General features: G+C 70.0%; 17 protein-coding genes and 1 pseudogene. 9 read left to right on the top strand and 9 right to left on the bottom strand.

Translation table 11 applies throughout. The features are described 5' to 3' along the window. Positions 1 to 14: 14 nt before the first annotated feature. Positions 15 to 1070, bottom strand: coding sequence for an alpha/beta fold hydrolase (locus AB0M79_RS33430; RefSeq protein ID WP_364221829.1), 1056 nt, complete (start codon positions 1068 to 1070; stop codon positions 15 to 17). A 107-nt stretch (positions 1071 to 1177) separates the two neighbouring features. Between AB0M79_RS33430 and kynU the strand changes: the two genes are divergently transcribed. After that, on the top strand, positions 1178 to 2428 hold the full coding sequence (kynU, locus tag AB0M79_RS33425) for a kynureninase (protein WP_364221826.1): 1251 nt from the start codon (positions 1178 to 1180) through the stop codon (positions 2426 to 2428). Then, the gene (locus tag AB0M79_RS33420; protein WP_364221823.1) at positions 2428 to 3315 is read left to right on the top strand and encodes an alpha/beta hydrolase; all 888 of its coding nucleotides are present in this window, start codon (positions 2428 to 2430) and stop codon (positions 3313 to 3315) included. Before kynU ends, AB0M79_RS33420 begins: the two co-directional genes overlap by 1 nt. Here the strand turns inward: AB0M79_RS33420 and AB0M79_RS33415 are convergent. The 8 genes from AB0M79_RS33415 to AB0M79_RS33380 form a co-directional block, all read right to left on the bottom strand. Next, complete coding sequence (locus AB0M79_RS33415) at positions 3309 to 4898, bottom strand: tryptophan halogenase family protein (protein ID WP_364221820.1); 1590 nt, start codon at positions 4896 to 4898, stop codon at positions 3309 to 3311. The genes AB0M79_RS33420 and AB0M79_RS33415 overlap by 7 nt on opposite strands. A 74-nt stretch (positions 4899 to 4972) precedes the next feature. Then, the gene (locus AB0M79_RS33410) at positions 4973 to 5701 is read right to left on the bottom strand and encodes a tryptophan 2,3-dioxygenase family protein (RefSeq protein WP_364221818.1); all 729 of its coding nucleotides are present in this window, start codon (positions 5699 to 5701) and stop codon (positions 4973 to 4975) included. Beyond that, positions 5698 to 7134 carry a cation:proton antiporter gene (locus AB0M79_RS33405; RefSeq protein WP_364221815.1) on the bottom strand — a complete coding sequence of 479 codons (1437 nt, stop codon included), beginning with the start codon at positions 7132 to 7134 and terminating at the stop codon, positions 5698 to 5700. The genes AB0M79_RS33410 and AB0M79_RS33405 overlap by 4 nt, the downstream gene beginning before the upstream one ends. A 13-nt stretch (positions 7135 to 7147) precedes the next feature. Next, positions 7148 to 8014, bottom strand: a complete 867-nt coding sequence (locus AB0M79_RS33400; RefSeq protein ID WP_364221812.1) for a TauD/TfdA family dioxygenase — start codon at positions 8012 to 8014, stop codon at positions 7148 to 7150. A gap of 65 nt (positions 8015 to 8079) precedes the next feature. Then, positions 8080 to 9366 (bottom strand): NAD(P)/FAD-dependent oxidoreductase, encoded by a 1287-nt coding sequence (locus tag AB0M79_RS33395; RefSeq protein WP_364221809.1) that lies wholly within the window; start codon positions 9364 to 9366, stop codon positions 8080 to 8082. Continuing rightward, positions 9363 to 12143, bottom strand: coding sequence for a UbiA family prenyltransferase (locus tag AB0M79_RS33390; RefSeq protein WP_364221806.1), 2781 nt, complete (start codon positions 12141 to 12143; stop codon positions 9363 to 9365). The genes AB0M79_RS33395 and AB0M79_RS33390 overlap by 4 nt, the downstream gene beginning before the upstream one ends. Positions 12144 to 12169: 26 nt before the next feature. Next, positions 12170 to 13081, bottom strand: coding sequence for a fumarylacetoacetate hydrolase family protein (locus AB0M79_RS33385; RefSeq protein ID WP_364221803.1), 912 nt, complete (start codon positions 13079 to 13081; stop codon positions 12170 to 12172). A 44-nt stretch (positions 13082 to 13125) separates the two neighbouring features. Then, complete coding sequence (locus AB0M79_RS33380) at positions 13126 to 14184, bottom strand: cytochrome P450 (RefSeq protein ID WP_364221800.1); 1059 nt, start codon at positions 14182 to 14184, stop codon at positions 13126 to 13128. 928 nt (positions 14185 to 15112) lie between these two features. Here AB0M79_RS33380 and AB0M79_RS33375 point away from each other — a divergent pair. From AB0M79_RS33375 to AB0M79_RS33345, 7 genes and pseudogenes are all read left to right on the top strand, one after another. Beyond that, on the top strand, positions 15113 to 15373 hold the full coding sequence (locus AB0M79_RS33375) for a DUF6059 family protein (RefSeq protein WP_364221797.1): 261 nt from the start codon (positions 15113 to 15115) through the stop codon (positions 15371 to 15373). After that, complete coding sequence (gene ispH, locus AB0M79_RS33370; protein WP_364221794.1) at positions 15370 to 16329, top strand: 4-hydroxy-3-methylbut-2-enyl diphosphate reductase; 960 nt, start codon at positions 15370 to 15372, stop codon at positions 16327 to 16329. Before AB0M79_RS33375 ends, ispH begins: the two co-directional genes overlap by 4 nt. After that, positions 16319 to 17368, top strand: a complete 1050-nt coding sequence (locus AB0M79_RS33365; RefSeq protein ID WP_364221791.1) for a polyprenyl synthetase family protein — start codon at positions 16319 to 16321, stop codon at positions 17366 to 17368. Before ispH ends, AB0M79_RS33365 begins: the two co-directional genes overlap by 11 nt. A gap of 48 nt (positions 17369 to 17416) precedes the next feature. Continuing rightward, entirely contained in the window at positions 17417 to 19318 is a 1902-nt protein-coding gene (gene dxs / locus AB0M79_RS33360; protein WP_364221952.1) for a 1-deoxy-D-xylulose-5-phosphate synthase, read from the top strand. After that, on the top strand, positions 19318 to 20451 hold the full coding sequence (gene ispG / locus AB0M79_RS33355) for a flavodoxin-dependent (E)-4-hydroxy-3-methylbut-2-enyl-diphosphate synthase (RefSeq protein ID WP_364221788.1): 1134 nt from the start codon (positions 19318 to 19320) through the stop codon (positions 20449 to 20451). The genes dxs and ispG overlap by 1 nt, the downstream gene beginning before the upstream one ends. A gap of 301 nt (positions 20452 to 20752) precedes the next feature. Further along, the gene (locus tag AB0M79_RS33350; RefSeq protein WP_364221785.1) at positions 20753 to 20986 is read left to right on the top strand and encodes a helix-turn-helix transcriptional regulator; all 234 of its coding nucleotides are present in this window, start codon (positions 20753 to 20755) and stop codon (positions 20984 to 20986) included. Positions 20987 to 21161: 175 nt separating this feature from the next. Beyond that, positions 21162 to 21411, top strand: a pseudogene (locus AB0M79_RS33345) (hypothetical protein); the annotation flags it as partial.

Raw genomic sequence — 21411 nt, 5'->3', positions numbered from 1 at the left:
CGGAATCGGTGGGATCAGGGTGCCGCCGTTCGCAGCGCCCACTTCAGCATGACGGCGGTGGTCACGGGAGCACTCGTGGAGAGCGCCAGGGCATGGCCGGTGAGGGGGATGGTGACCACCTGGAGCCGCGCCTCCGGAAGGTAGAACTGGGACTCGAAGGCGCGTACGGTCTCCGGTCTGGTGCAGTCGTACTCGGTGACGCCGTCGCAGTACATGAAGTCCTTCTGGCCGGCGACAAGGAGCACCGGCACCCGGATCTGGTGCGGCAGCGGCGCGGTCTCACCCTGCTGGATCGGAAAGACGTCCTTGCCGGCCTCGTCGGCCGCCGCTGCGGCCCGGTCCGTCGTCGCTGGGTGGAAGAACATGCCGGCGCGGGTGCCGGGCTTGGTGGTGAAGTATCCGCGGTCCAGACCGGAGTCGGCGAACGCGGGATCGGCGGCGGCCGGATGGACGTTCTCCGCGACGGTGAGCAGGTGTTCCATGTTGTACGCGTGCAGCGCGCTGGTGAGGATGGCGGCGTCGACGTCGTTGTACCTGGGGATCTCGAGCCAGGCGTGCAGCGAGCCGACCGCGTGACCGACCCAGATCACCTTGCTGAACGCGTGCCCGTCGAGGGTTCCGGAGCGCAACGCGGTGATCGCGTCGTGCAGCGCGACGGCGCCCGCGTTCCCGGTCACCACGCTGCTGTGGGGATGCGAGCTGTTGCCGGCGCCGATCCGGTCGACGTTGAAGGTGGCGTAGCCGGCCGTCACGGCGGCGCGCACGTACGAGTAGTAGCCACCCCGCACGTCGCTCGCCCAGTACCCGTGGTTGGCGTACCCGCCGTGCACCAGCAGTTGCACCGTGCTGGGCCGCCGGTCGCCCGGATAGCAGAGTTCGCCCCACAGGGTTTCGGTGACCGGTCCCGGGTCGGCGATGCGGACCGGGACGAGATGCGCCACACAGGTCGGTGTGATTCCGGCGGGCCCGGTGGCCGCCGCTGGCGACGCGGTGGTCGCGATGAGCCCCGCACCCGCGGTGAGGAGCGCGATCATGGCCGCCAGGAATCGGCGTGAAGTCGAAGCCAGCAAGTCGGTTCTCCTTTGGTCCAATTGACACTATCCAATACGTAATGGCGGTGCGAACCCCTCATTAATGTGGGGTTCGCGGGCCGCTTCGCCGCTTGTACCGTCCGGTGGTGGCCGACCTTTACCTCGCAGAAGCCCGGCAACTGGACGCGGCCGACCCGCTGGCCCACTTCCGGGACGAGTTCGTCATCGCCGATCCGTCGGTCATCTACCTGGACGGAAACTCGCTCGGCCGGCTGCCGCGGGCCACCCGCGCCAGGGTGCGCGCGGTCGTCGACGAATGGGGTACGGATCTGATCGACGGCTGGGGCCGGTGGCTGGGAGTCGGCCGGGCAGCCGGCGACCTGGTGGCCGAGGTCGTCGGTGCCCGGCCGGGAGAGGTGACACTCTCCGACTCGACCAGTGTCAACCTCTACAAGCTGGCCGTCGCGGCGCTCGACGCCCGGCCCGGACGCGACGTCATCGTCACCGACGACGGCAACTTCTCCAGCGATCGCTACGTCCTGGACGGCGTCGCCGCGGCACGCGGGTTGAAGGTTCGGCAGGTGCCCACGGACCTTGACGACGGCGTACGCCTGTCCGAGGTGGAGCGTGCCCTGGACGACCAGGTCGCCCTGGTCTGCCTGTCGCACGTGGCGTACCGGTCCGGAGCGGTCGCCGACCTGGCGGGTGTGACGGCGGCGGCGCGCCGGTGCGGTGCGTTGACGCTGTGGGACCTCTGCCACTCGGCCGGCGCGGTGCCGATCGGCCTGTCCGCGGCGGGCGCGGACCTCGCGGTCGGTTGCACGTACAAGTACCTGAACGGTGGCCCTGGCTCGCCGGCGTTCCTGTACGTCCGCCGCGACCTTCAACCGGAGCTGACACAACCCATCTGGGGCTGGTTCGGGCAGACCGACCAGTTCGCGATGGGCCGCGATTACGAACCCGTGCGGGCGATCGAACGCTTCCTCGTCGGAACACCTCCGGTGTTGTCCGGCTGCGCCGCACTCGAAGGTGCGCGGCTGTCCGCGACGGCCGGCATCGACGATGTCGCGGCCAAGGCCCGCAGCCTGACCGGGTATGCGCTCCGCCTGATCGACGACTGGCTCACGCCGCTGGGGCTCCGGGTCGCCTCACCCCGGCCGGCCCGGCGACGTGGCGCGCACGTGACCCTCCATCACCCGGCGGGATGGTCGATATGTCAAGCAGCCAAACTGGCCGGAGTCATACCGGACTACCGCCGGCCACGCCGGATCCGGTTTGGCTTCGCGCCGCTCTACACCCGCCATGTCGACGTGCACACCGCCCTCGCGCGGGTACGTGACCTGGTGACGGCCGGCCGGCACCTGGACTTCCCGAACGAACCGGAGGGGCTGACCTGATGACCGCCACCGGCGGCGTGCCCGCGGCATACCCACCGGAACTGGCCCGGTTCACCGCCGCCCCACCGGACGCGTACCGGACCGTCCGCTACGGGTCGGCCACCGATCAGTACGGCGAGTACTGGCCGGGCGGCGACGGTTCGGTGGTGGTCCTGGTCCACGGGGGATACTGGCGTAGCCGGTACCGGTTGGACCTGATGCACCTCGTGGCGGCGGACCTCAACGCCCGAGGCTATGCGGTCTGGAACATCGAGTACCGGCGGATGGACATGCCCGGCGGTGGCTGGCCCGGTACGTTCGACGACGTGGCCGCCGCGCTCGACGCGGTCGTGGGGCTCGGGGACGATGCCGTCGACCCGGCGCGTGTCGGGCTGATCGGCCACTCCGCCGGAGGTCATCTCGCGTTGTGGGCCTGCTGCGGGCGTAAGCCGAATTCGGGCGCCAGGACCGTCCCGGCCGCGGTCGTGTCGCTGGCCGGCGTCTGCGACCTCACCCTCGCCGCGCGGCTGGGGTTGAGTGACGGTGCGGCATCCGAGCTGCTCGGGGGTGATCCGGACGAGCGGCCCGAGGTGTACGCCCAGGCGGACCCGATGGCCCGGGTGCCGATCGGCGTGCCTCAGTTGGTGGTGCACGGCACCGCCGACACCCATGTTCCCGTCGTGCTCAGCCGGCGGTACGTCGCCGGCGTCGGTCCCGAGGCGGAGCTGCTCGAACTCCCGGGCGTGGACCACTTCGAGCTGATCGACCCGGGACGCCCGCGTGGGCCCGCGTCGCCGCGGAGTTGGCACGACTGCTGCCCGCCGACCGGCCGGCCGCCCGGGGCTGACCGGGCACCGCGCGGGCCGGTGGCCGTACCGCCACCGGCCCGGTCCGCGCCCGGTCAGTGACCGTGGATCTGTCGCAGGAGCTCGTAGTTGCTGGGCAGTGTCCGCACGGCCTCCCGCTGCGCGCGCTTGACCTCGTCGAACAGTCGCTGTGCGGCGTGCACCGACTCGGGCTTGTGCGCCAGTGCCGGCAGCGGCTGGTCGGGCAGGAAGCCCAGCCCGGCGAAGATGCAGTAGTAGCTGCCGTTCGTCCAGAAGTTGCGGAACTCGGCCTCGAAGTTGCCGTAGTAGGTGCTCTCGTCCGCGATCGGCGGGTTGACGGCCAGTCCCGCCTTGTACATCGTCATCTTCTCCCGGATGGCATCGGACAGGTGCAGTTCCTTGTTCGCCTTCCAGAACTCCGTGTCGATGCGCGGCGAGCAGTAGAAGTGGGCCTGGAGAAAGTCGCGGGTGTCGTCGAACATGACCTCGATCTCGCGGTTGAAGCGATCGACGAGAACCTGGTCGAGGTCGCCCGTGGGGATGAGCTTCGCCAGCCAGTACAGCGCGGCATAGGTGAAGTAGATCCCGGTCGACTCCAGCGGTTCGACGAAACACGATGCCAGGCCCACGCTCACGCAGTTCTTCACCCAGGCACGGCGGTTGCGGCCGACCCGGAAGCGTACGTGGTTGAACTGTGTCTTCTCCGGGTCGAGACGCCACAGCCGGCACAGGTCCTCCGTAGCCTCGTCCTGGGAGGCGAACTGGCTGGAGTAGACGTACCCGGTGCCGAACCGCGTCAGCATGGGGATCTTCCAGGTCCAGCCGGACTTCATGGCGATGGAGGAGGTGTACGGCTCGACGCCCAGCCGCTCGTCGTCGTTGGGCACGGCGGTGGCGACCGCCCGGTCGCAGAGCAGATGGTCGCTCATGTCGATGAAGGGTTCCCCCATGGCCTGATTGATGAGCAGGCCGCTGAACCCGGAACAGTCGACGAACAGGTCCCCGTCGAGAATCCGGCCGCCGGCGGTGCGCAGGCCGGTGATGTTTCCCCTCTGGTCCAGTAGGGCTTCCTCCATCGTGTCCTGCACGTGGTGGACGCCCAGCCGCCCGGTGGCGAACCGGGACAGGAAGTCGGCGACGAGTTGGGCGTCGAAGTGCCACGCGTACCGGGTGGCGCGCTGGCCGTCCAGTGTGCGGGGCGCGCGCAGAGCGTCCATCATGGCCGGTTCTTTCATGCATGCGTAGTCGAACGGCTCACTGGTCTGTCCGGTGAAGCGGCGCTGGAACCAGTAGTGCGACAGCGGAATCTGGTCGACGTCCGGCAGTAGACCGAACGGATGGTGGAACTGGTCGGGGTGTCCTCCCGCGTCACGGGGAATGCTCTGTCCCTCCCCGGCGGTCCGCCAGTTGATGAACTTCACCGCCATCTTGAAGCCGGCGTTGCATTCGCGCATCCACTCGTCCTCGGCGATGCCGAGGTAGTCGAAGAATGCTCGTTGCAGGTTCGGCACGGTCGCCTCTCCGACGCCGATGCGGGGGATCGAGGGCGCTTCCAGGACCGTGATCTCGACGGTGCCCTGTAGGGCCTTGCCCAGGTAGGAGGCGGCCATCCAGCCGGCGGTGCCGCCACCGAGGATGACGATCTTCTTGATGCGGTTGTCCATTGCGTACAGCCCTTCTTCTTGCCTCGTCGATTGCGGGGGTGGCAGCATGCCCTTCACCGTGCCGCCGGAAGGTGTCACAGCAGCGTTCGCACTGCCCACAGTTCGGGGAAGAACCGTCTCTCCACCGTTGACTGCAAGTACGCGACGCCGGCCGACCCGCCGGTGCCCGGCCGCCGCCCGATCACGCGTTCCACCATGGCGACGTGGCGGACCCGCCAGAGCCCGAAGCCTTCGTCGTGGTCCACCATGGCCTCCGCCAGCCGGGCCAGCCCGTTGTCCGGTATCTCCGCCCGATACAGCTCGACCAGGTCGGGATCGCCGAGTCGCCTCAGCAGCCGTTGGAACTCGTCCCACAGGGACGGCTCGGTCAATCGGCGTTCCAGGCGGATCCGCTCGGCCTCCGACATGCGGAGTCGGTCGAGGTAGCCCGGATCCTTCTGCCCGGACAGGAACTCGATCTCACGGAACTGCACCGACTGCAGGCCACTCGAGCCCCCCAACGTGCGGCGCAGCACCGCGAAGCTGCCCGGGCTGATCGTCTCCAGGGTGCCGACCTGCGCGACGAGCGCGTCCTCCATGGCACGGACGCGCCGCAGGCAGTACACCGCGCGCGGGATGTCGTCGCCGCGTACGGCCACCACCGCCGCGTCCAGCTCGTAGAGGATGATCTTGAACTGCAGCTCGTACGCCTGGTGCACGGTGAAGAAGAAGTGCGCGTCGTGCACGTCCGGAAGCTCCCGCTGCAGCGACAGCAGGGCCTGCAGCCGCAGGAAGTCGCCGTAGTGCGGCTCGGTCGAGGTCATGACGTGCCTCCGTGCGACTCGCGGTGGCCGGATTTCGCGTCGGCCCGGCCAGGTGCCACCGGACCGGCCCCCTCGCCCGTCGCCCCGCCCACCGCCGGAGCGGCGCTGATGTCCGCGCTCACGGCGGATGTCATCCACGCGGCGTCCGCGACCTGCCGGTCCCGCTCGGCGCTGGTCATGGGCACCCTGGCCATCGCCCACCGCACCAGTGGCGGCGCCATCAAGGAGGTGACGATCGCGACCACGATGATCACCGTGTAGCTGGCGGTGTTCAGCACACCGAGCCGCAACCCCACCATGGCGACGACCGCCTCGACCGCGCCGCGGGCGTTCATCCCGGCACCCAGCGCCAGCCCTTCCCAGTGCCCCAGTCGGCTGATCCGCGCGCCTGCGTAGGCGCCGGCGAACTTGCCGACGATCGCCACCGCGGTGACCACGACCGCGCTCAGCGCCACCTCCGGTCGCACCAGCGCGGTCAGGTCCATCCGCAGACCCACGGTGGCCAGGAACAGCGGCGCGAACACGCCGATCACCACGGTGCGAAGCGGAGCCAGCAGGGTCTTGGGTACACCGCTGGTGCCGACGAGGATGCCGGCGGCGAACGCGCCGAGCACCGCCTCCAGGCCCAGGGCGTGGGTGCCGGCGGCGGCCAGCAGGATCACCACCACTACCACCGCGCCGGCGGTTGCCGGCTCGGCGGAGCGGGCCGCCCGGCGCAGCACCACGGCCACGAGGGGCCGGAGCAGCAGCGCCGCGACGGGCACCAGCAGCGTGAGAACGATCGACCCGGTCAGCTGCCCGAAGGCGACTCCGGCCGTCACCGCCGCGGACACGATGGACAGCAGCAGCCACGCGATCGTGTCGTCGATCGCGGCCGCGGTCAGCGTGAGCTGGCTGACGTCGCGATGCAGGAGGCGGAGATCGCTGAGTACCTTGGCGATCACCGGGATCGCGCTGACCCCCATCGCGACGCCGATGAAGAGCGCGAACACCCCGCGCTGGCCGTTGTCGCCGAGCATGCTCGGCGGCAGCAGATAGCCGAGGCCCACCCCCATCCCGAGCGGGATCACGATGCCGGTGAGGCTGACCGGGAAGGCCGCGCCCGCGCGGCGCCGCAGCATCGCGGCATCGAGGTGCAGTCCGGTCACGCCCACCAGCAGCAGGACGCCGAGCTGAGCGATTCCGTCCAGGAGGTGGGCCTGCGTGGCGTCGGCCGGCAGCAGCCAGCCGGTGACGCCGGGGGCCAGCGCACCCAGTAGCGAGGGCCCGAGTATCAGGCCGGTGGTCAGCTCGCCGACCACGGGAGCCAGGCCGAGCCGGGCGGCGAGCCGTCCCATCAGTACCGCGCCGAGGAGCAGGACGGCGACCTGCAGCAGCAGGACCAGCAAGGCATGCGGGGCGATCGGCGGCGCGATGGCGGCGCTCAGCTGCATGGCTCCCCGGCCATCAGTAGGACTCCTTCGCGTTGACCCGGGCGGGGGCGTACCGCTGCCCCGGGGCCGGCTGGTAGTGCTCCCACCGCGGCGGGTTGCCGGTGGGCTCGTCGCCGAGGAGCACGAGACGCAGCCCGGTACGACGTTCCGCGTAGTCGTCCACCGCGTAGTGCTGGGTGACGCGGTTGTCCCAGATCGCCACGTCGCCCGGCCGCCACTGGTGCCGGCACGTGAACTCCGGCTTCGTGGCGAACTCGGTGAGGAACTGCAGAAGCGCGTCGCTCTCGATCCGGCTGAGCTGGGCGATGTGCGAGGTGTGCGCCCGGTTGACGAACAGCGCCCGACGGCCCGTTTCCGGATGGACCCGCACGACCGGATGCTCGGCGCGGCTGTCCAGGCCCGGGATGTGGATGGCGTGGATGGCGGTCAGCCCGTCCAGCAGGTCACGCAGGGGCGCGGCCAACGACTCGTACGCCAGGTACTGGTTCGACCACATGGTGTCGCCGCCACGACCCGGGTTGCGGATGATCTGCAGGATCGATCCCACCGGCGGGTTCGTCGTGTAGGTCATGTCCGTATGCCAGATCGGGATCTTGCCGTCCTGCTCCGAGTCGATGATCTGGATCTCCGGATGTCCCTCCAGGTGCGGCAGGTACGGATGCACCTCGAGCCGGCCGAACCGGCGGCCGAACGCGACGCGCGCCTCCGGCGACCAGTCGTGCTGATCCGGGACGAATATCACCAGATACTCCAGCAACAGCCGGCGCAACTCGGCGAACTCCTCATCGGTGATCTCGGCTAGTCGTATGCCATGAATCTCGGCGCCCAGCGCGCCCGTCAACGGACGTACGTCGAACGCCGTCTTGAGCAGGTCTGACATCTCTCAGCTCCTTGTCTCCCTCGATCAGCCATGGGTCACCGGTTCCCTCGGCCGCGCCGCCGTGGTCAATGTGACGGGACGAACGACCGTGCCTTGGGATCAGGCAGGACACCGAGTTGCACGAGCCGGTCGAACCCGGTCAGCGGGCGCATGCCGAGACCCGACATGTTGAACGTCGTCAGATAGCGCAGCCGGGCGCTCCGGCCGGTGCCGCTCAGCAGGCGACGGCCCAGCATCCGGCCGACGCGCGAGGTGGAGGTCATCATCCGGGCGGCGTTGTGGCTCATCACGTGGATGTCCCGGATCCGGCTCAGGCGTTCGTTCTCGTACCCGCGGAGCGCCTCGTCGACCGCCGCGGTCGCGCCGGGAGCGGTGCCGGCCAGATGCACGGCGAGCGTGTGGGCGTCACCGATGGCGGTGTTCATGCCCTGTGCCGTCAGCGGATGCACCCCGTGGGCCGCCTCGCCGACCAGGGCTATCCCGGGTCGTACGAGCGACAGGGCCCGGTACCGCCAGACCTGCAGCAGTTGCCGGCGATCCAGAGCCTCCTTGAACAGGTGGGCGAACGGTGCCAACGCGGGCACGTCGGCGACGAGTTCCGCACACCAGTGCTCCAGCCGGGCCGCGTCCGCCCGCCTCAGTTCGTCCGGGGCCACCTGCACGTAGACCCGTGTTCTCTCGTGCGGCAACGGATAGATCATGACCAGCCCGCGCCGGGTGACGTAGGCGGAGACCTCGTCGGGTGCCACCGGCACGTCGGCAAGCTCGAACGACAGGAGCCGGTGGCCGTACGCGACCGGGTCCGCGCTCATACCCGCCATCCGGCGCAGGCGTGAGGACATGCCGTCGGCCGCCACGACCAGTCGGGCCCGGATCTCGTACTCGCGGCCGCCCTCGCTGACCCGCACGCCGGCCACCCGGCCGCCGGCGTCCCGGATCAGTTCGTTGGCCAGTACGCCACGGCGCAGGCGCACGGTCTCGCCGAGCGCCTCCCCGGTGCACTCCAGGATCGTCGAGTAGTCGTGGGAGAGCATCCACGAGCGGTTGCCGCCCAGCGTCCCGAAGTCCATCGTGGCAAGCTCGTCGCCGTCGGCCTCGCGGGCAACCAGCCGGTTCAGCCGGACAGCCTGCCTCGACTCGAGCCGGTGCAGCACCTCCCAGCCCTGCAGGATCCGCAGCGAACCCGGTTGGAGCACCTCGCCTTTGGCGATATGAGGCTGCTGACGCCTCTTCTCGACCAGCACCACGTCGAGTCCGAGCCGGCCCAGCGCGCAGGCCGTCGCGAGACCGGCGACCCCGGAACCGCAGATGACGACATCCGTGTCCAGTTGATCCACCGTCCGTGCCGTCATACCGTCCCCTGCTCCTCGAACCTGACGCCGGCGAGTGCGGTCCGATAGCTGCCGAGCGCCTTCAGGGCGAGCCCGTTGACGATCAGACCGTCGACGTAGTAAGCGAAGTTGCGGATGTGCATGCAGACCGGGGCCGCCGGCCACAACCCGTCGGGCTTCTGGGCGGCCATGATCCAGTCAGCCGCCCGCCACACGATCGGCTCGTCCGCCGGCACGCCGGAGGCGAGTAGCGCCCGCAGTGCCCAGGCGGTCTCCTCGACGGTGCCGGTCGACGGGTCGTCGCCGAGGACGCCGGTCTCACCCGGACCCCACGAGCCGTCCGGGAGTTGAGCGCGCGTCAGCGCCTCACGGGCGCGCACGCTGACCGGGTGACCGGCGAGCCCGGCCCGGCTGAGGGCCACGAGGGCCATGGCGGTTCCCGGGACGCGGCCGCGATACCAGAGGGCGTCGTAAGTCCCGTCCTCCCGCTGCCGGGCGAGAAGCCAGTTCAGCGCCCTACGGATGCGGGGGTGCTCCGGCGAGACACCGGCCTCGAGCAGCACTTCCAGGGATTGCGCGGTGACGTAGGGGCAGGGGCCGTCGTTCGGCAGTGTGGTGTCCGGTACGAAGGTGCCCCAGGAACCCGGCCGGTCCTGCCTGGATTCCAGCCACCGCAGGCCCCGGCGCAGGTGCTCGTCGCCGGTCCGCTGGTCGCCGGCCACGAGGGCGGCCAGGACGTTGGCGCTGTCGAGAAAGTTCGGCCATCCGCGGGGCCCCTCCCAGCCCCATCCGCCGGGCGGCGACCCGAAGACCGGGAAGGGCGCGTCCTGCTGGCAGGCGCGCAACCACTGTCGCGCCCGCGCCAGCCGCGGATCGGCGGCGGAGCCGGCTTCCGCGAGGCCGCGCGCCACGAACGAACCGCCGATGAGATCGAGACCCTGCATGATGTGCCAGGAACCGTCCGTGTGCACGTTCGACCGTAGGTAACCGACCGTGTCGCGGATCATGTGTCGCGGGGCGTCGGCGCAGGTGAGGCCGATACAGACGACGGCGACCAGCCAGTTGTCGCCGCCGTAGCCGCCGCGGTCGTTCTCGCCGCGCTCCACCTCTGCCAGCACGCGTATGCCGGCTGGCCGGGCGAGCCGGTACAGCAGGCGGGGCAGCCCCGTCGGCGGCTGGTGACGCGCCTGCACGAACGCCATGGCCACGAAGGGCGCGACGCGGAAGGAGAGCCGGGCCCGCCAGAGCGCTCGCGGGAGGAGGAGCAGTTCCAGCGGGATGCGGCGGGCGCCCGCCATGTCGGTCAGGCCGGCGAGCATGAGAAACATCGACGCCATGTGCACCATCCCGGGATCCGCCAGCGCGGCCGGCCCGCCGCGCGACGCCACAAGGTCGAGGGCCCGCCGTACGGGCTCCGCCGACGCCTGCGGGTTCAGCAGACGCAGGGTGGACGCCGCGACCACGGTCGGCACGATCTGCGTGGGAGCACCGGCCACTCCGCCCCAGCCGCCGTCGGCGTTCCGGTTCTCCAACAGCCACCGGGCCCCCCGCTCGATGAGGTCGCGCGAGCGCTCGGGGTCGGCGAAGTGCAGCGCCGCCAGGGCGCCGGCCGTGCCGAGCACCGCGGTGGGCCGCCGGTTGGGCCAGGACCCGTCGGGGCGTTGGAGGGCGAAGAGCGCCGTGGTGGCCTGCCTCACCGCGGTTTCCGTCCGGTCGGCCGGAACGGAGCCCGCCGCCACCCGCTCCGGCCCCGGTCCACCGGCACTCGGTGCCGCGGTCTCGTCGGATCGGCGCGGGGTGAGGTGGCCCGGCTCTCGACCCCCGCGCTCGCGGTCCGCCGGCGGGAACTCGTGGCGGGGACGCATCGCCCGCTGGGTCACGAGGGTGACGGCCAGCATCGGCCCGACGAGCCCGAGCGCCACCGGCAGCCCGAAGGGCGGCACCAGCAGCGCGCCACCGAGGACGAGCCGCTCGGCCACGAGCACCTCGTGCGAGCGCAGGGCGACGGAGGGGGTGGGCTCTCGCGCGGTGGCGAAGAGCATCCCGAAGGCGTGGCACCCAAGCCCAGTGGCGAGCAGGACGGCGCAGAGATATGCCAGCCGGGCACCCGGCACGACGAGGACGGCGGCCATCGCCGTCGTGACGGCCAGACCGTAGAGCGCGACCGCGGTCCACGTCGCCCTGCGGACTCCGTGGCGCACCGCGAACGTGAGGTAGCCGCCGGCACGGTCCCCGGAGACGTCGCGGAGCGTGCCCACCAGGTTGGAGGCGGCGTCGTGCGCCCAGAACACCAGCACGAACGGCAGCAGCTCGACGAGCGGATGCGGTGCGGTCATCAGCTGACCGAAGAGGAAGGCCGCGCCGGTGAGTGCGCCCCGGACCAGGTTTCCCCACAGTCCTCGAGTCTTGAACAGCCCGTTGTACGCCACAGCGCCGCCGATGCCGACGACTAGCACGAGGATGCTGAGGGGGTTGACACCGACGGCGATGACACCGGCGGCGGCGGCGAGGGCCGCGCCGACGGTGAGCGCCGTCGAGGGCCGCATCTGCCCGGAGGGGATCGGGCGTTGCGGCTTGCTCAACGCGTCCAGGTCGCGGTCCAGGTAGTCGCCCAGGTAGTGCGCTGCCACCCAGATCAGGGTGGGCACCAGCCACGCGGCGGCCAGGCGGGGGACCGTGTGCCGGTCGGTGGCCAGCGCCGCACCCGCCAGTCCGACCAGGCCGACGTACCACAGGGTGTAGGGGCGCCAGGTGCGTACGTGGGCGGAGAGGCTTCCGCCGAGCCCTCGGTCACGCATCCACGGCCCCCGTCGCGACAGCGTGGTCACCGGTCTGCATCGCTCGGCCCGCCTTCCTCGCCCGCCGGGCGGCCGGCGAACGACAGCGGCCCCGGTCGGTCGTTCCGGTCGCCGTCGGATGTCCACGCCGTGCCCGACGGCATGTCGACGGTGTTGCGCAGGGTGCCGATGCCGGCGATCGACACCTCGACCCGGCTGCCGACCATCAGCGGACCGGAGCCCTCCGGGGTCCCGGTGAGGACGACGTCCCCGGGGAGGAGTGTCATGTGCTCGCTGATGAGCGCGATGAGTTCGGGTACGGGAACGATCAGGTCGCGTGTGTTGCCGCGCTGTCTCGCCCGTCCGTCCACTCGGCAGGTGATCTCGACATCGGCCGGGTCCAGGTCGGTCGCCAGCCACGGTCCAAGTGGTGTGCAGCCGTCGAAGTGTTTCGCCCAGACGGGCGGCGGGGCCGCCGGGGTACCGGACGCTTCGGCGTCGCGGCGCGCGTACGCGGTGATGTCGTTGGCACACGTGTATCCCGCCACGACGTCCGCGGCGTACTCGACGGGCACCCGCTTGCACCGTGTGCCGATGACGACCGCGAGTTCGGCCTCGTGTCTCAGCTCCCAGGAACCACCCGGATGGCCGATGTGATGCTCGGGACCGGCCAGCGACGACGGTGGTTTCAGCAGAACGACGGTGGAGTCGGCGCTTCCCGGACGTCCGCGGCCGGGAGCTGGGCGGGCGGCCGCGGAATAGTTCAGCGCGACACAGATGATCTTGGTTGGCTCGGCCGGCGGGAGGAGCGAGAGCTCGTCGACCGGGCGGGCCCGGCCCGGGCCGCCCACCCAGCGTCCCGCTGACCGGCGGATCGGGACGACCAGGCTGCCGCCGTGCTCGGGCTCCACGCGTCCGTAACCGGAGCGGCCGCCGTCGGCGTACCTGCAGACAATCATGTGACGTTCCTTCCGTGCGGTGCCGTGCCGTGGTGTGGAGCGGTTCACCAGGTCACGGGCACCTCCGCCAAGCCCAGCGAGACATGGCCGCCGCGCCAGCGCAGGCTCTCCGGCGGCACCGCGAGATCGATTCGTGGGAACCGGCGGAGGATCGTGGAGAACGCCGTCTGTAGTTCGAGCCGTGCCAGCGCGGCGCCGAGGCAGTGGTGCGCCCCGTGGCCGAAGGCGATGTGTGGATTGGGGTGGCGGGCGATCTCGAACCGGTTGCTCTCCGGGAAGACCGTCTCGTCGTGGTTCGCCGAGTTGATCGAGATCTGCACCAGGTCGCCGGCCCGCACGAGTTGCCCGCCGAGCCGTATGTCCCCGGTCGCCACCTGAACCCGGTTGAGGTCGATGACCGGCTGGTGGCGGAGGATCTCGTCGATCGCCGGGTCGAGGAGCCGGGGATCGTCGTGCAGCCTCTTGAGCTGGTCCGGGTTCCGCAACAGCCTGATCAGGCCGGCGCCGATCGCCGTCTGGGTGGTTTCCAGGCCGCCGGCCAGGACGACGACGACGAGCAGGACGAGTTCCTCGTGGGTGAGCCGCCCGGCGTCGTCGTGGGCGCGGATGAGTACGCTGAGCAGATCCGCGTCCGCCGGTCGGCCCCCGGCCATCTCCGCGCGCTTCGCCCGGGCGGTCTCGTTGACGTAGGCGCCGAGTTCCCGCCACGCCGCCGTCCCGGCGTCGGTGCCCGGCACCGCGGTGATGCCGTCACACCAGTGGTTGAGCCGCTCGTGGTCGGCGGTGGGAAACCCGAGCAGGTCACACATCGCGATGGCGGGCAGGGGAGCGGCGAGATGGCGTACCAGGTCGGCCGGGGGACCGTGCCGCTCCATTTCGTCGAGCAGTTCGTCGGTCAGCTGCTGAATTCTCGGCCGCATGCCTTCGATCCGCCGCACCGTGAACGCCTTCGACACCAGCGAACGCAATTCCAGATGCGGCCGGCCGTCCATGTTGACCGTACGCGTCGTGTTGTGATTCTGGCCGGACGGCGCCGCTGCGGAAAGGTCGCGGGTGAAATGCTCACCCGCCAATACCGTGCGCACATCTTCGTATCGCGTCACGAGCCAGGCGGTACGCCCGTCCGGCAGACGTACCTGCGAAACGGGAGCGTGCCGGCGCAATGTGTCGAAGGCTGGCGGTAGTTCACCCCCGTGTGCCGCCGCGCTCGGATAGTCGACAATATCGTTCATCTGCGGGATTCCGATCTGTGTGGCTGTGGCGAACGGTGCGACGTGGCGTTGTCCGCATCCGCGTAACCAGCGGCGGGACGGCACACCAATGAGCTGTCACCACTACTCGGCCGATAGTCGGCAGATCTCTGTCGCCGCGGAAGACCACATTGCCGGACGGTCGCTCACAGCAACAATCCCTGATTTGGCAGGGGTACCCGTGCAACCCGGTGAGTGCTAGGCTCCCCGCCGCCGGCGCCACCCGGGCATGAATGAACGTGAAATATGTGCCCGGGCCGGAAGTCGGGTCTTGCGATCTCGCTCGAGTATCTATATGAGATGAGTGCGGCGGGCGCAGAGTAGCACAGCCATTCATGCGCGGGTACCCTGTGAAAATCGGGGATTGTTGGGACCGAATCCATCCGGCAACGTGGCTTCCGCGGCGGAAACGCCACACCGGTACGTGCTGGGCATAAGGCCACTCGCTACAACACAGGCAGCGGTGACGACTCAATGTCGTGTCGTCCCGACACCGGTGACGGGGTACGGGACGCCCGGCATGTCTTCGGGAAAGTCAGCTGTCACCGTGCGGGGCCGGCCGCGACGCCGGTGACGCCTACCGGCAGGCAGCGGGATCTCTGGAGCGGCGCCGGCCCGACAACGCCCGTCGTCGGGGCCCGCGTCGTGTCCGCGCACTCGGCATCGTCTCGACGCGCGCGCCCATGTCGTCGTGGTCGGCGGCCGGACGGTGCCGGTGTGGCCGGGTGCGGCCGAGCCGGGCCGCGTGTCCTGGCGCAGGAACGGGAGGAACGTGATGGAGATGGCGGGGAAGGCGCGCTGGCTACTGCGCGAGCTGGGGCACGGCATCGCTCTGTTCGGGGCGGCGTGTCTGCCCGGCGCGGCCCTGCATGTGTACACCATGCGGTTCCATGCCGTGCGGGAGGAAGTTCGGCGCCGGGAGGCGTCCGACGTGGCCCAGCCGCCGGCCGGCCACCCGGAGCGGGTCGTGCCGTACGCCGTGCTGACCGACCAGGAACGGGAGTATTTGAACCGGCTCGCCGGCAGTTTGGGTACGCCGTGAAGCGGACCGTGCTCGCCGAGCCGCGCGGTTTCTGCGCCGGCGTGGTGCGAGCGATCGCGATGGTCGAGCGGGCCCTGGAGCTCCACGGGCCACCGGTGTACGTGCGCAAGGAGATCGTGCACAACCAGCACGTCGTCGCGAGCCTGCGGCGCCGGGGGGCGCGCTTCGTCGACTCCGAGTCGGAGGTGCCCGAGGGGTCGGTCTGCGTCTTCTCCGCACACGGCGTGTCCCCGCTCGTCCGGCACAACGCCGCAGCGCGTGAGCTGCGGGTGATCGATGCTACGTGCCCGCTCGTGTCGAGGGTCCACCAGCACGCCAAGCGCGGAGCCCGGGACGGCCGGGTGTTGCTGCTGATCGGGCATGCCGCGCACGAGGAGACGGAGGGCACTCGCGGCGAGGCGCCCGATCGCACGATCGTCGTCGAGACCATCGAGGATCTCGACCGGCTGACCCTGCCGTCCGACACGCCGGTGACCTACCTGACCCAGACCACCCTGTCGGTCGACGAGACCGCGGTGCTGATCGACCGGATCAGGCAGCGGTTCTCCGACATCGTGGCGCCTGGCGCCGACACCATCTGCTACGCCAGCCAGAACAGGCAGAACGGGATCAAGTCGCTTGCTCGACAGTGCGAGCTGATTCTCGTCGTCGGCGCCCGCAACTCCAGCAACTCGCTCCGGATGGTCGATGTCGCCCGGGAGGCCGGCGCCCGTGCGTACCTGGTACCCGACGTCGCGCAACTCGACGAGTCGTGGTTGCGCGATGTTCGCTCGGTCGGCGTCAGCTCCGGTGCGAGTGTGCCGGAGATTCTTGTCGAACAGCTGGTCGACCGGCTCGCTGGACTGGGCTACGACGACATCACCACGGACGTGACCTCGGTGGAGCGGGTCGACTTCGCGGTGCCCGCGTCCTTGTCCGGTGGTGCGCCGGCCGACGGAGGAAGCCATGACGACTGACATGACGGTACTGGTGGAGGGCGCCCGACGCGATCGGGCACGGCTGCTGCGGGCTGCCGAGGACCGGGTCGGTTGCCTGCTCGCGGGAGAGCGGGCCAGGTGGTCCGCGGTGCACCCGCGGGCCAGCGTGCCGGTTGAGGCCATCGCACGGCTGGTGGGATCCGGCGGCAAGCGCCTGCGGCCGACCTTCTGCATCACCGGGTACCTCGCCGCCGGGGGCGATCCGTCGAACGACGACGTAGCGGCGATGTCCGCCGCGCTGGAGCTGCTGCACGCGTTCGCCCTGATCCACGACGACGTGATGGACGAGTCGGCACAGCGGCGCGGACATCCCACGGTGCACGCGCTGCACAGCCGGGAACACGCCCGTGACCGACGGATGGGGGGATCCGACCGGTTCGGCGAGAGCGTCGCGATCCTCGCCGGTGACCTCGCGCACGCGTACGCCGACGCCATGATGGTCGACGACGCCCGCGTTCGCGCCGTCTGGGACGAACTGCGCGCGGAACTCGTCATCGGACAGTGGATGGACGTCGAGGCGGCGGCCGCCTTCGTGACCGATCCGGGGCTGTCCCGGTGGATCGCGGTGGTGAAGTCGGGGCGTTACACCATCCACCGGCCGCTGCAACTCGGCGCCTGTCTGGCCGGCCGGCCCGATCTGATGCCCGCGTTCGAGACGTACGGCACGGCCGTCGGCGAGGCGTTCCAGTTACGGGACGACCTGATCGACCTTTTCGGCGATGCGGCGGCGACCGGCAAGCCGTCTCGCTCCGACCTGCGGCAGCACAAGATGACGCTGCTACTCAGCCTGGCGTTCGAGCGGGACGAACGTCTACGCGCGGCGTTCATGGACGAACTGTTCGAGGCCGACTCCTTCGTCGACATGCTCGTCGACTGGGGCGTGCCCGCCGAGGTGGAGAACCGTATCGCCGACCTCGTCGAGACCGGCGGGTGCGCGCTGAGCGAGACGGATCTGACGCCCGAGTGGCGACAGGAGTTCGAGGAGCTCGCGCGGGCGGTGGCATACCGCGACGTCTGAGGGAATCCCGCCCCGCCTCACTACCCCTGGAGCGACACCTTGGCTGACATCGGACCAGGAACCGGTCGGGACAGCGCGACACCGCTGCTCGACCACGTCAACGGACCCGTCGACCTACGGGCCTTGGACGACATCGCGCTGACGGCGCTGGCCGCGGAGATCCGGCAGTCCCTGATCGCCACGGTGTCGCGTACCGGCGGGCATCTCGGGCCCAACCTCGGCGTCGTGGAACTCACCATCGCGCTGCACCGGGTCTTCGAATCGCCGCATGACCGGATCCTCTGGGACACCGGGCACCAGGCATACGTCCACAAGCTCCTCACCGGACGCAAGGACTTCTCCCGGCTCCGCAGCAGAGGCGGGCTGTCGGGCTACCCGTCCCGCGCCGAGTCGGCGCATGACGTCATCGAGAACTCGCACGCCTCCACCGCCCTTGCCTGGGCCGACGGGCTGGCGAAGGCCTACCGGCTCACCGGGGCGGATCGCAGGGTGGTGGCCGTCGTCGGCGATGGCGCCCTCACCGGCGGCATGGCATGGGAGTCACTGAACAGCCTCGTCGAGGAGAACCTGCGGGTGGTCGTGGTGGTCAACGACAACGGGCGGTCGTACGCGCCGACCCGCGGCGGGCTCGCCCGTCACCTGTCGGCCCTGCGGACCGCGCGCGGCTATCAGGAGTTCAACAGGCTGATCAAGCAGTTGCGGAACGTGCCGGTCGTCGGCTCCCCGGTCTACGGCGCGCTGCACGGGGCGAAGGCCGGCCTCAAGGACATGCTCGCGCCGCAGGGCCTGTTCGAGGACCTCGGGGTGAAATACCTGGGTCCGGTCGACGGCCATGACATCGCCGCGACGGAGCGGGCGCTGCGGCTCGCCGCCCGTTTCGACGGGCCGGTAGTGGTGCACTGCGTCACCCGGAAGGGCAACGGTTACCCGGCAGCCGAGCGGCACGAACGCGATCGGATGCACGCGATCGGCCCGTTGTCCAAAGCCGGCCCGAGTACGGCCGACTGGACTTCGGTCTTCGCCGACGAGATGGTACGCCTCGGCGCCGAGCGGCCCGACGTGGTGGCGGTTACCGCGGCCATGCTGGAGCCGGTCGGGCTGGAGGACTTCGCCGCCCGCTACCCGGACCGGATCTTCGACGTCGGCATCGCCGAACAGCACGCGGTCACGTCGGCGGCGGGCCTCGCACTGGGCGGGGTCCACCCGGTCGTCGCCCTGTACGCCACCTTCCTCAACCGGGCCTTCGACCAGGTGCTCATGGATGTCGCCCTGCATCGGTGCGGCGTGACGTTCGCCCTGGACCGGGCCGGGGTCACCGGCGCGGACGGGCCCAGTCACAACGGGATGTGGGATCTCTCGCTGCTCCAACTGGTCCCGACGATGCAGATCGCGGTGCCGCGCGACGGGAAGCGGCTGCGTGCCCAACTGCGTCATGCCGTCTCGGTGAACGATCGTCCAACCATGATCCGGTACCCCAAGGGGCCGGTCTCCCCGGACATCGAGCCGGTCGCCACGGCGGGAGTCGCGGAGATCCTGGCCCGCCCGGACGGGCGGAGTGAGGTCCTCATCGTCGCGGTGGGGCCCATGGCGGGGCCCGCCATGGCGGCCGCCGAGCAGCTGGCCGCCGACGGTGTCGCGGCGACGGTCGTCGATCCGTGCTGGGTGAAACCGCTCGACGACGAGTTGCTCAAGCTCGTGGAGGCACACGAACTTGTCGTCACCGTGGAGGACAACGGCCGGGTGGGCGGAGTCGGTGCCGCGCTGGCGCAGGCGCTCGACGACGCCAATGTCCACACGCCGCTGCGCCAGCTCGCCCTGCCACAGGACTTCCTTCCGCAGGGCACCCGCCACGAGGTGCTCGAACAGGCTGGCCTGACCGCTCCCGGCATCGTCCGGGACCTGACCAACGCGCTGGGCCGGCAACGTGCGACCTACCGCGAGGAGGACTGATGAGCGGTACTCCGCTGGGCATGCCGGGATCGCCGCCACCCCCGCTGGCGACGCGCCGCACGTCCCGCCGGCTTGACGTCGGTGGCGTGCCGGTGGGCGGTGGTGCACCGGTCAGCGTGCAGTCGATGACGACGACCCTGACCGCCGACGTCGACGCGACGTTGCAGCAGATCGCCGAGCTGACGGCGTCCGGATGTCAGATCGTCCGGGTCGCCGTGCCGTCGCAGGACGATGTCGAGGCGCTGCCGGCCATCGCGAAGAAGTCGCAGATCCCGGTGATCGCCGACATCCACTTCCAGCCGAAGTACGTCTTCGCCGCGATCGACGCCGGCTGCGCGGCCGTACGCGTCAATCCCGGCAACATCCGGCAGTTCGACGACAAGGTCAAGGAGATCGCCGCGGCGGCGTCGGCGGCCGGCATCCCGATCCGGATCGGGGTCAACGCCGGCTCGCTCGACAAGCGGCTGCTCGCCAAGCACGGCAAGGCCACCGCCGAGGCGTTGGTCGAGTCGGCGCTGTGGGAGTGTTCGCTCTTCGAGGAGCACGGCTTCCGCGATATCAAGATCTCCGTCAAGCACAACGATCCGGTCGTGATGGTGCGGGCCTACCGGCAGCTTGCCGAGCAGTGCGACTACCCGCTGCACCTGGGCGTCACCGAGGCCGGACCGGCGTTCCAGGGCACGATCAAGTCGGCGGTGGCGTTCGGCGCGCTGCTGGCCGAGGGGATCGGGGACACGATCCGGGTGTCGCTGTCCGCCCCGCCGGTCGAGGAGATCAAGGTCGGCAACGCCATCCTGGAGTCGCTCGGGCTGCGCGAGCGGGGTCTGGAGATCGTCTCCTGCCCGTCCTGCGGGCGGGCCCAGGTCGACGTGTACAGGATGGCCGACGAGGTTTCCGCCGCCCTGGAGGGGATGGACATCCCGCTGCGAGTCGCGGTCATGGGCTGCGTCGTCAACGGGCCGGGCGAGGCGAGAGAGGCGGACCTGGGCGTCGCGTCCGGCAATGGCAAGGGACAGATCTTCGTACGGGGCCGGATCGTGCGCACCGTGCCGGAGCCGCAGATCGTGGAGACGCTCATCGACGAGGCGCTCAAACTGGCCGAGGCGCTCGGGCACCGCCTGCCCGGCGACTGAACCGGTCGTCTATCCGACCCGCCTGCGACGGTACCGGAGCGCCGGGGAGCCGAAGCCGGAGTGGTCGGCCGGTGCGGAGTCCCGCCGGATCCGGTCCGGGGAGACGGTGCTGATCCGGACCGCAAAATAGCAGGCACAACGGTGCCCATAGGTTCCTCGCGCCCGAACAGCCCACCGCCGCAAGTTCGCCATAGATCCGTCCTTGGTCGACACTTCAGACTTTTATGACATCGACGTAGGTGATAGTGTTAAGGTGCAAGTTGCGTGGCGGGACGTGAGTTACGGCACGGGGAGGCTTTAGGTGGCCCAGGCTTCGCGAATTTGGCACGGTAACAGTCAATTGCTTACCCCAAGACAAACCGAAGTGGTCCGGCTCGCGGTCTGCGGTCTGACGGCCAAGGAAACAGCTCGCCAGCTAGGTATTTCGAAGAACACGGTGGAAGAGCATCTGCGTGAGGCGCGGCGCCGCGTCGGCGCGGCCACCAAGTCCCGTCTGATCGGTTGGGCGGTTGCCTCCGGCATTGTGCCTGACTAGAGCGCTTCGGCTGGTTGAGCCGTACCCCGCGGTCCGTCTGGTTTTGCCGGCCCACATCGCAGGGTCCTCGGGCCGGGCGTGCTCGTAATCGTTCGTCGGCGTATCCCGATGTCGGGCGAACAATTGGCCGGTTCCGGTCCGCATGCTATTCGCGTCGAATGGGCGGGTGTGCCGGGTGGACAGGTTCGACCATGAAGGAGGAGAAATGTCGAGCGCGGCCGGCGTGGGAAAAGAGAGTGTTCCGCGGCCCGGAGAGGTGGCGGCCTTCTATGACGACGGGATGAGTCGTTTTCTTGCCGAGCTGGCCGGTGGCAGCCTGCATCTTGGCTATTGGGATTCGGTGTCTGATCAATCGACGATGGCGGAGGCGTCTGTGCGGTTGTCGGATGTGATGGTGGAGCGGATCGGGGTGGGGGTGGGGGATC

It is taken from the genome of Polymorphospora sp. NPDC051019 (assembly GCF_040683055.1).
GTDB lineage: Bacteria > Actinomycetota > Actinomycetes > Mycobacteriales > Micromonosporaceae > Polymorphospora > Polymorphospora lycopeni.
Note: the sequence above shows the minus strand (reverse complement) of the source record. Positions and strands in the feature narration are given on the sequence as shown.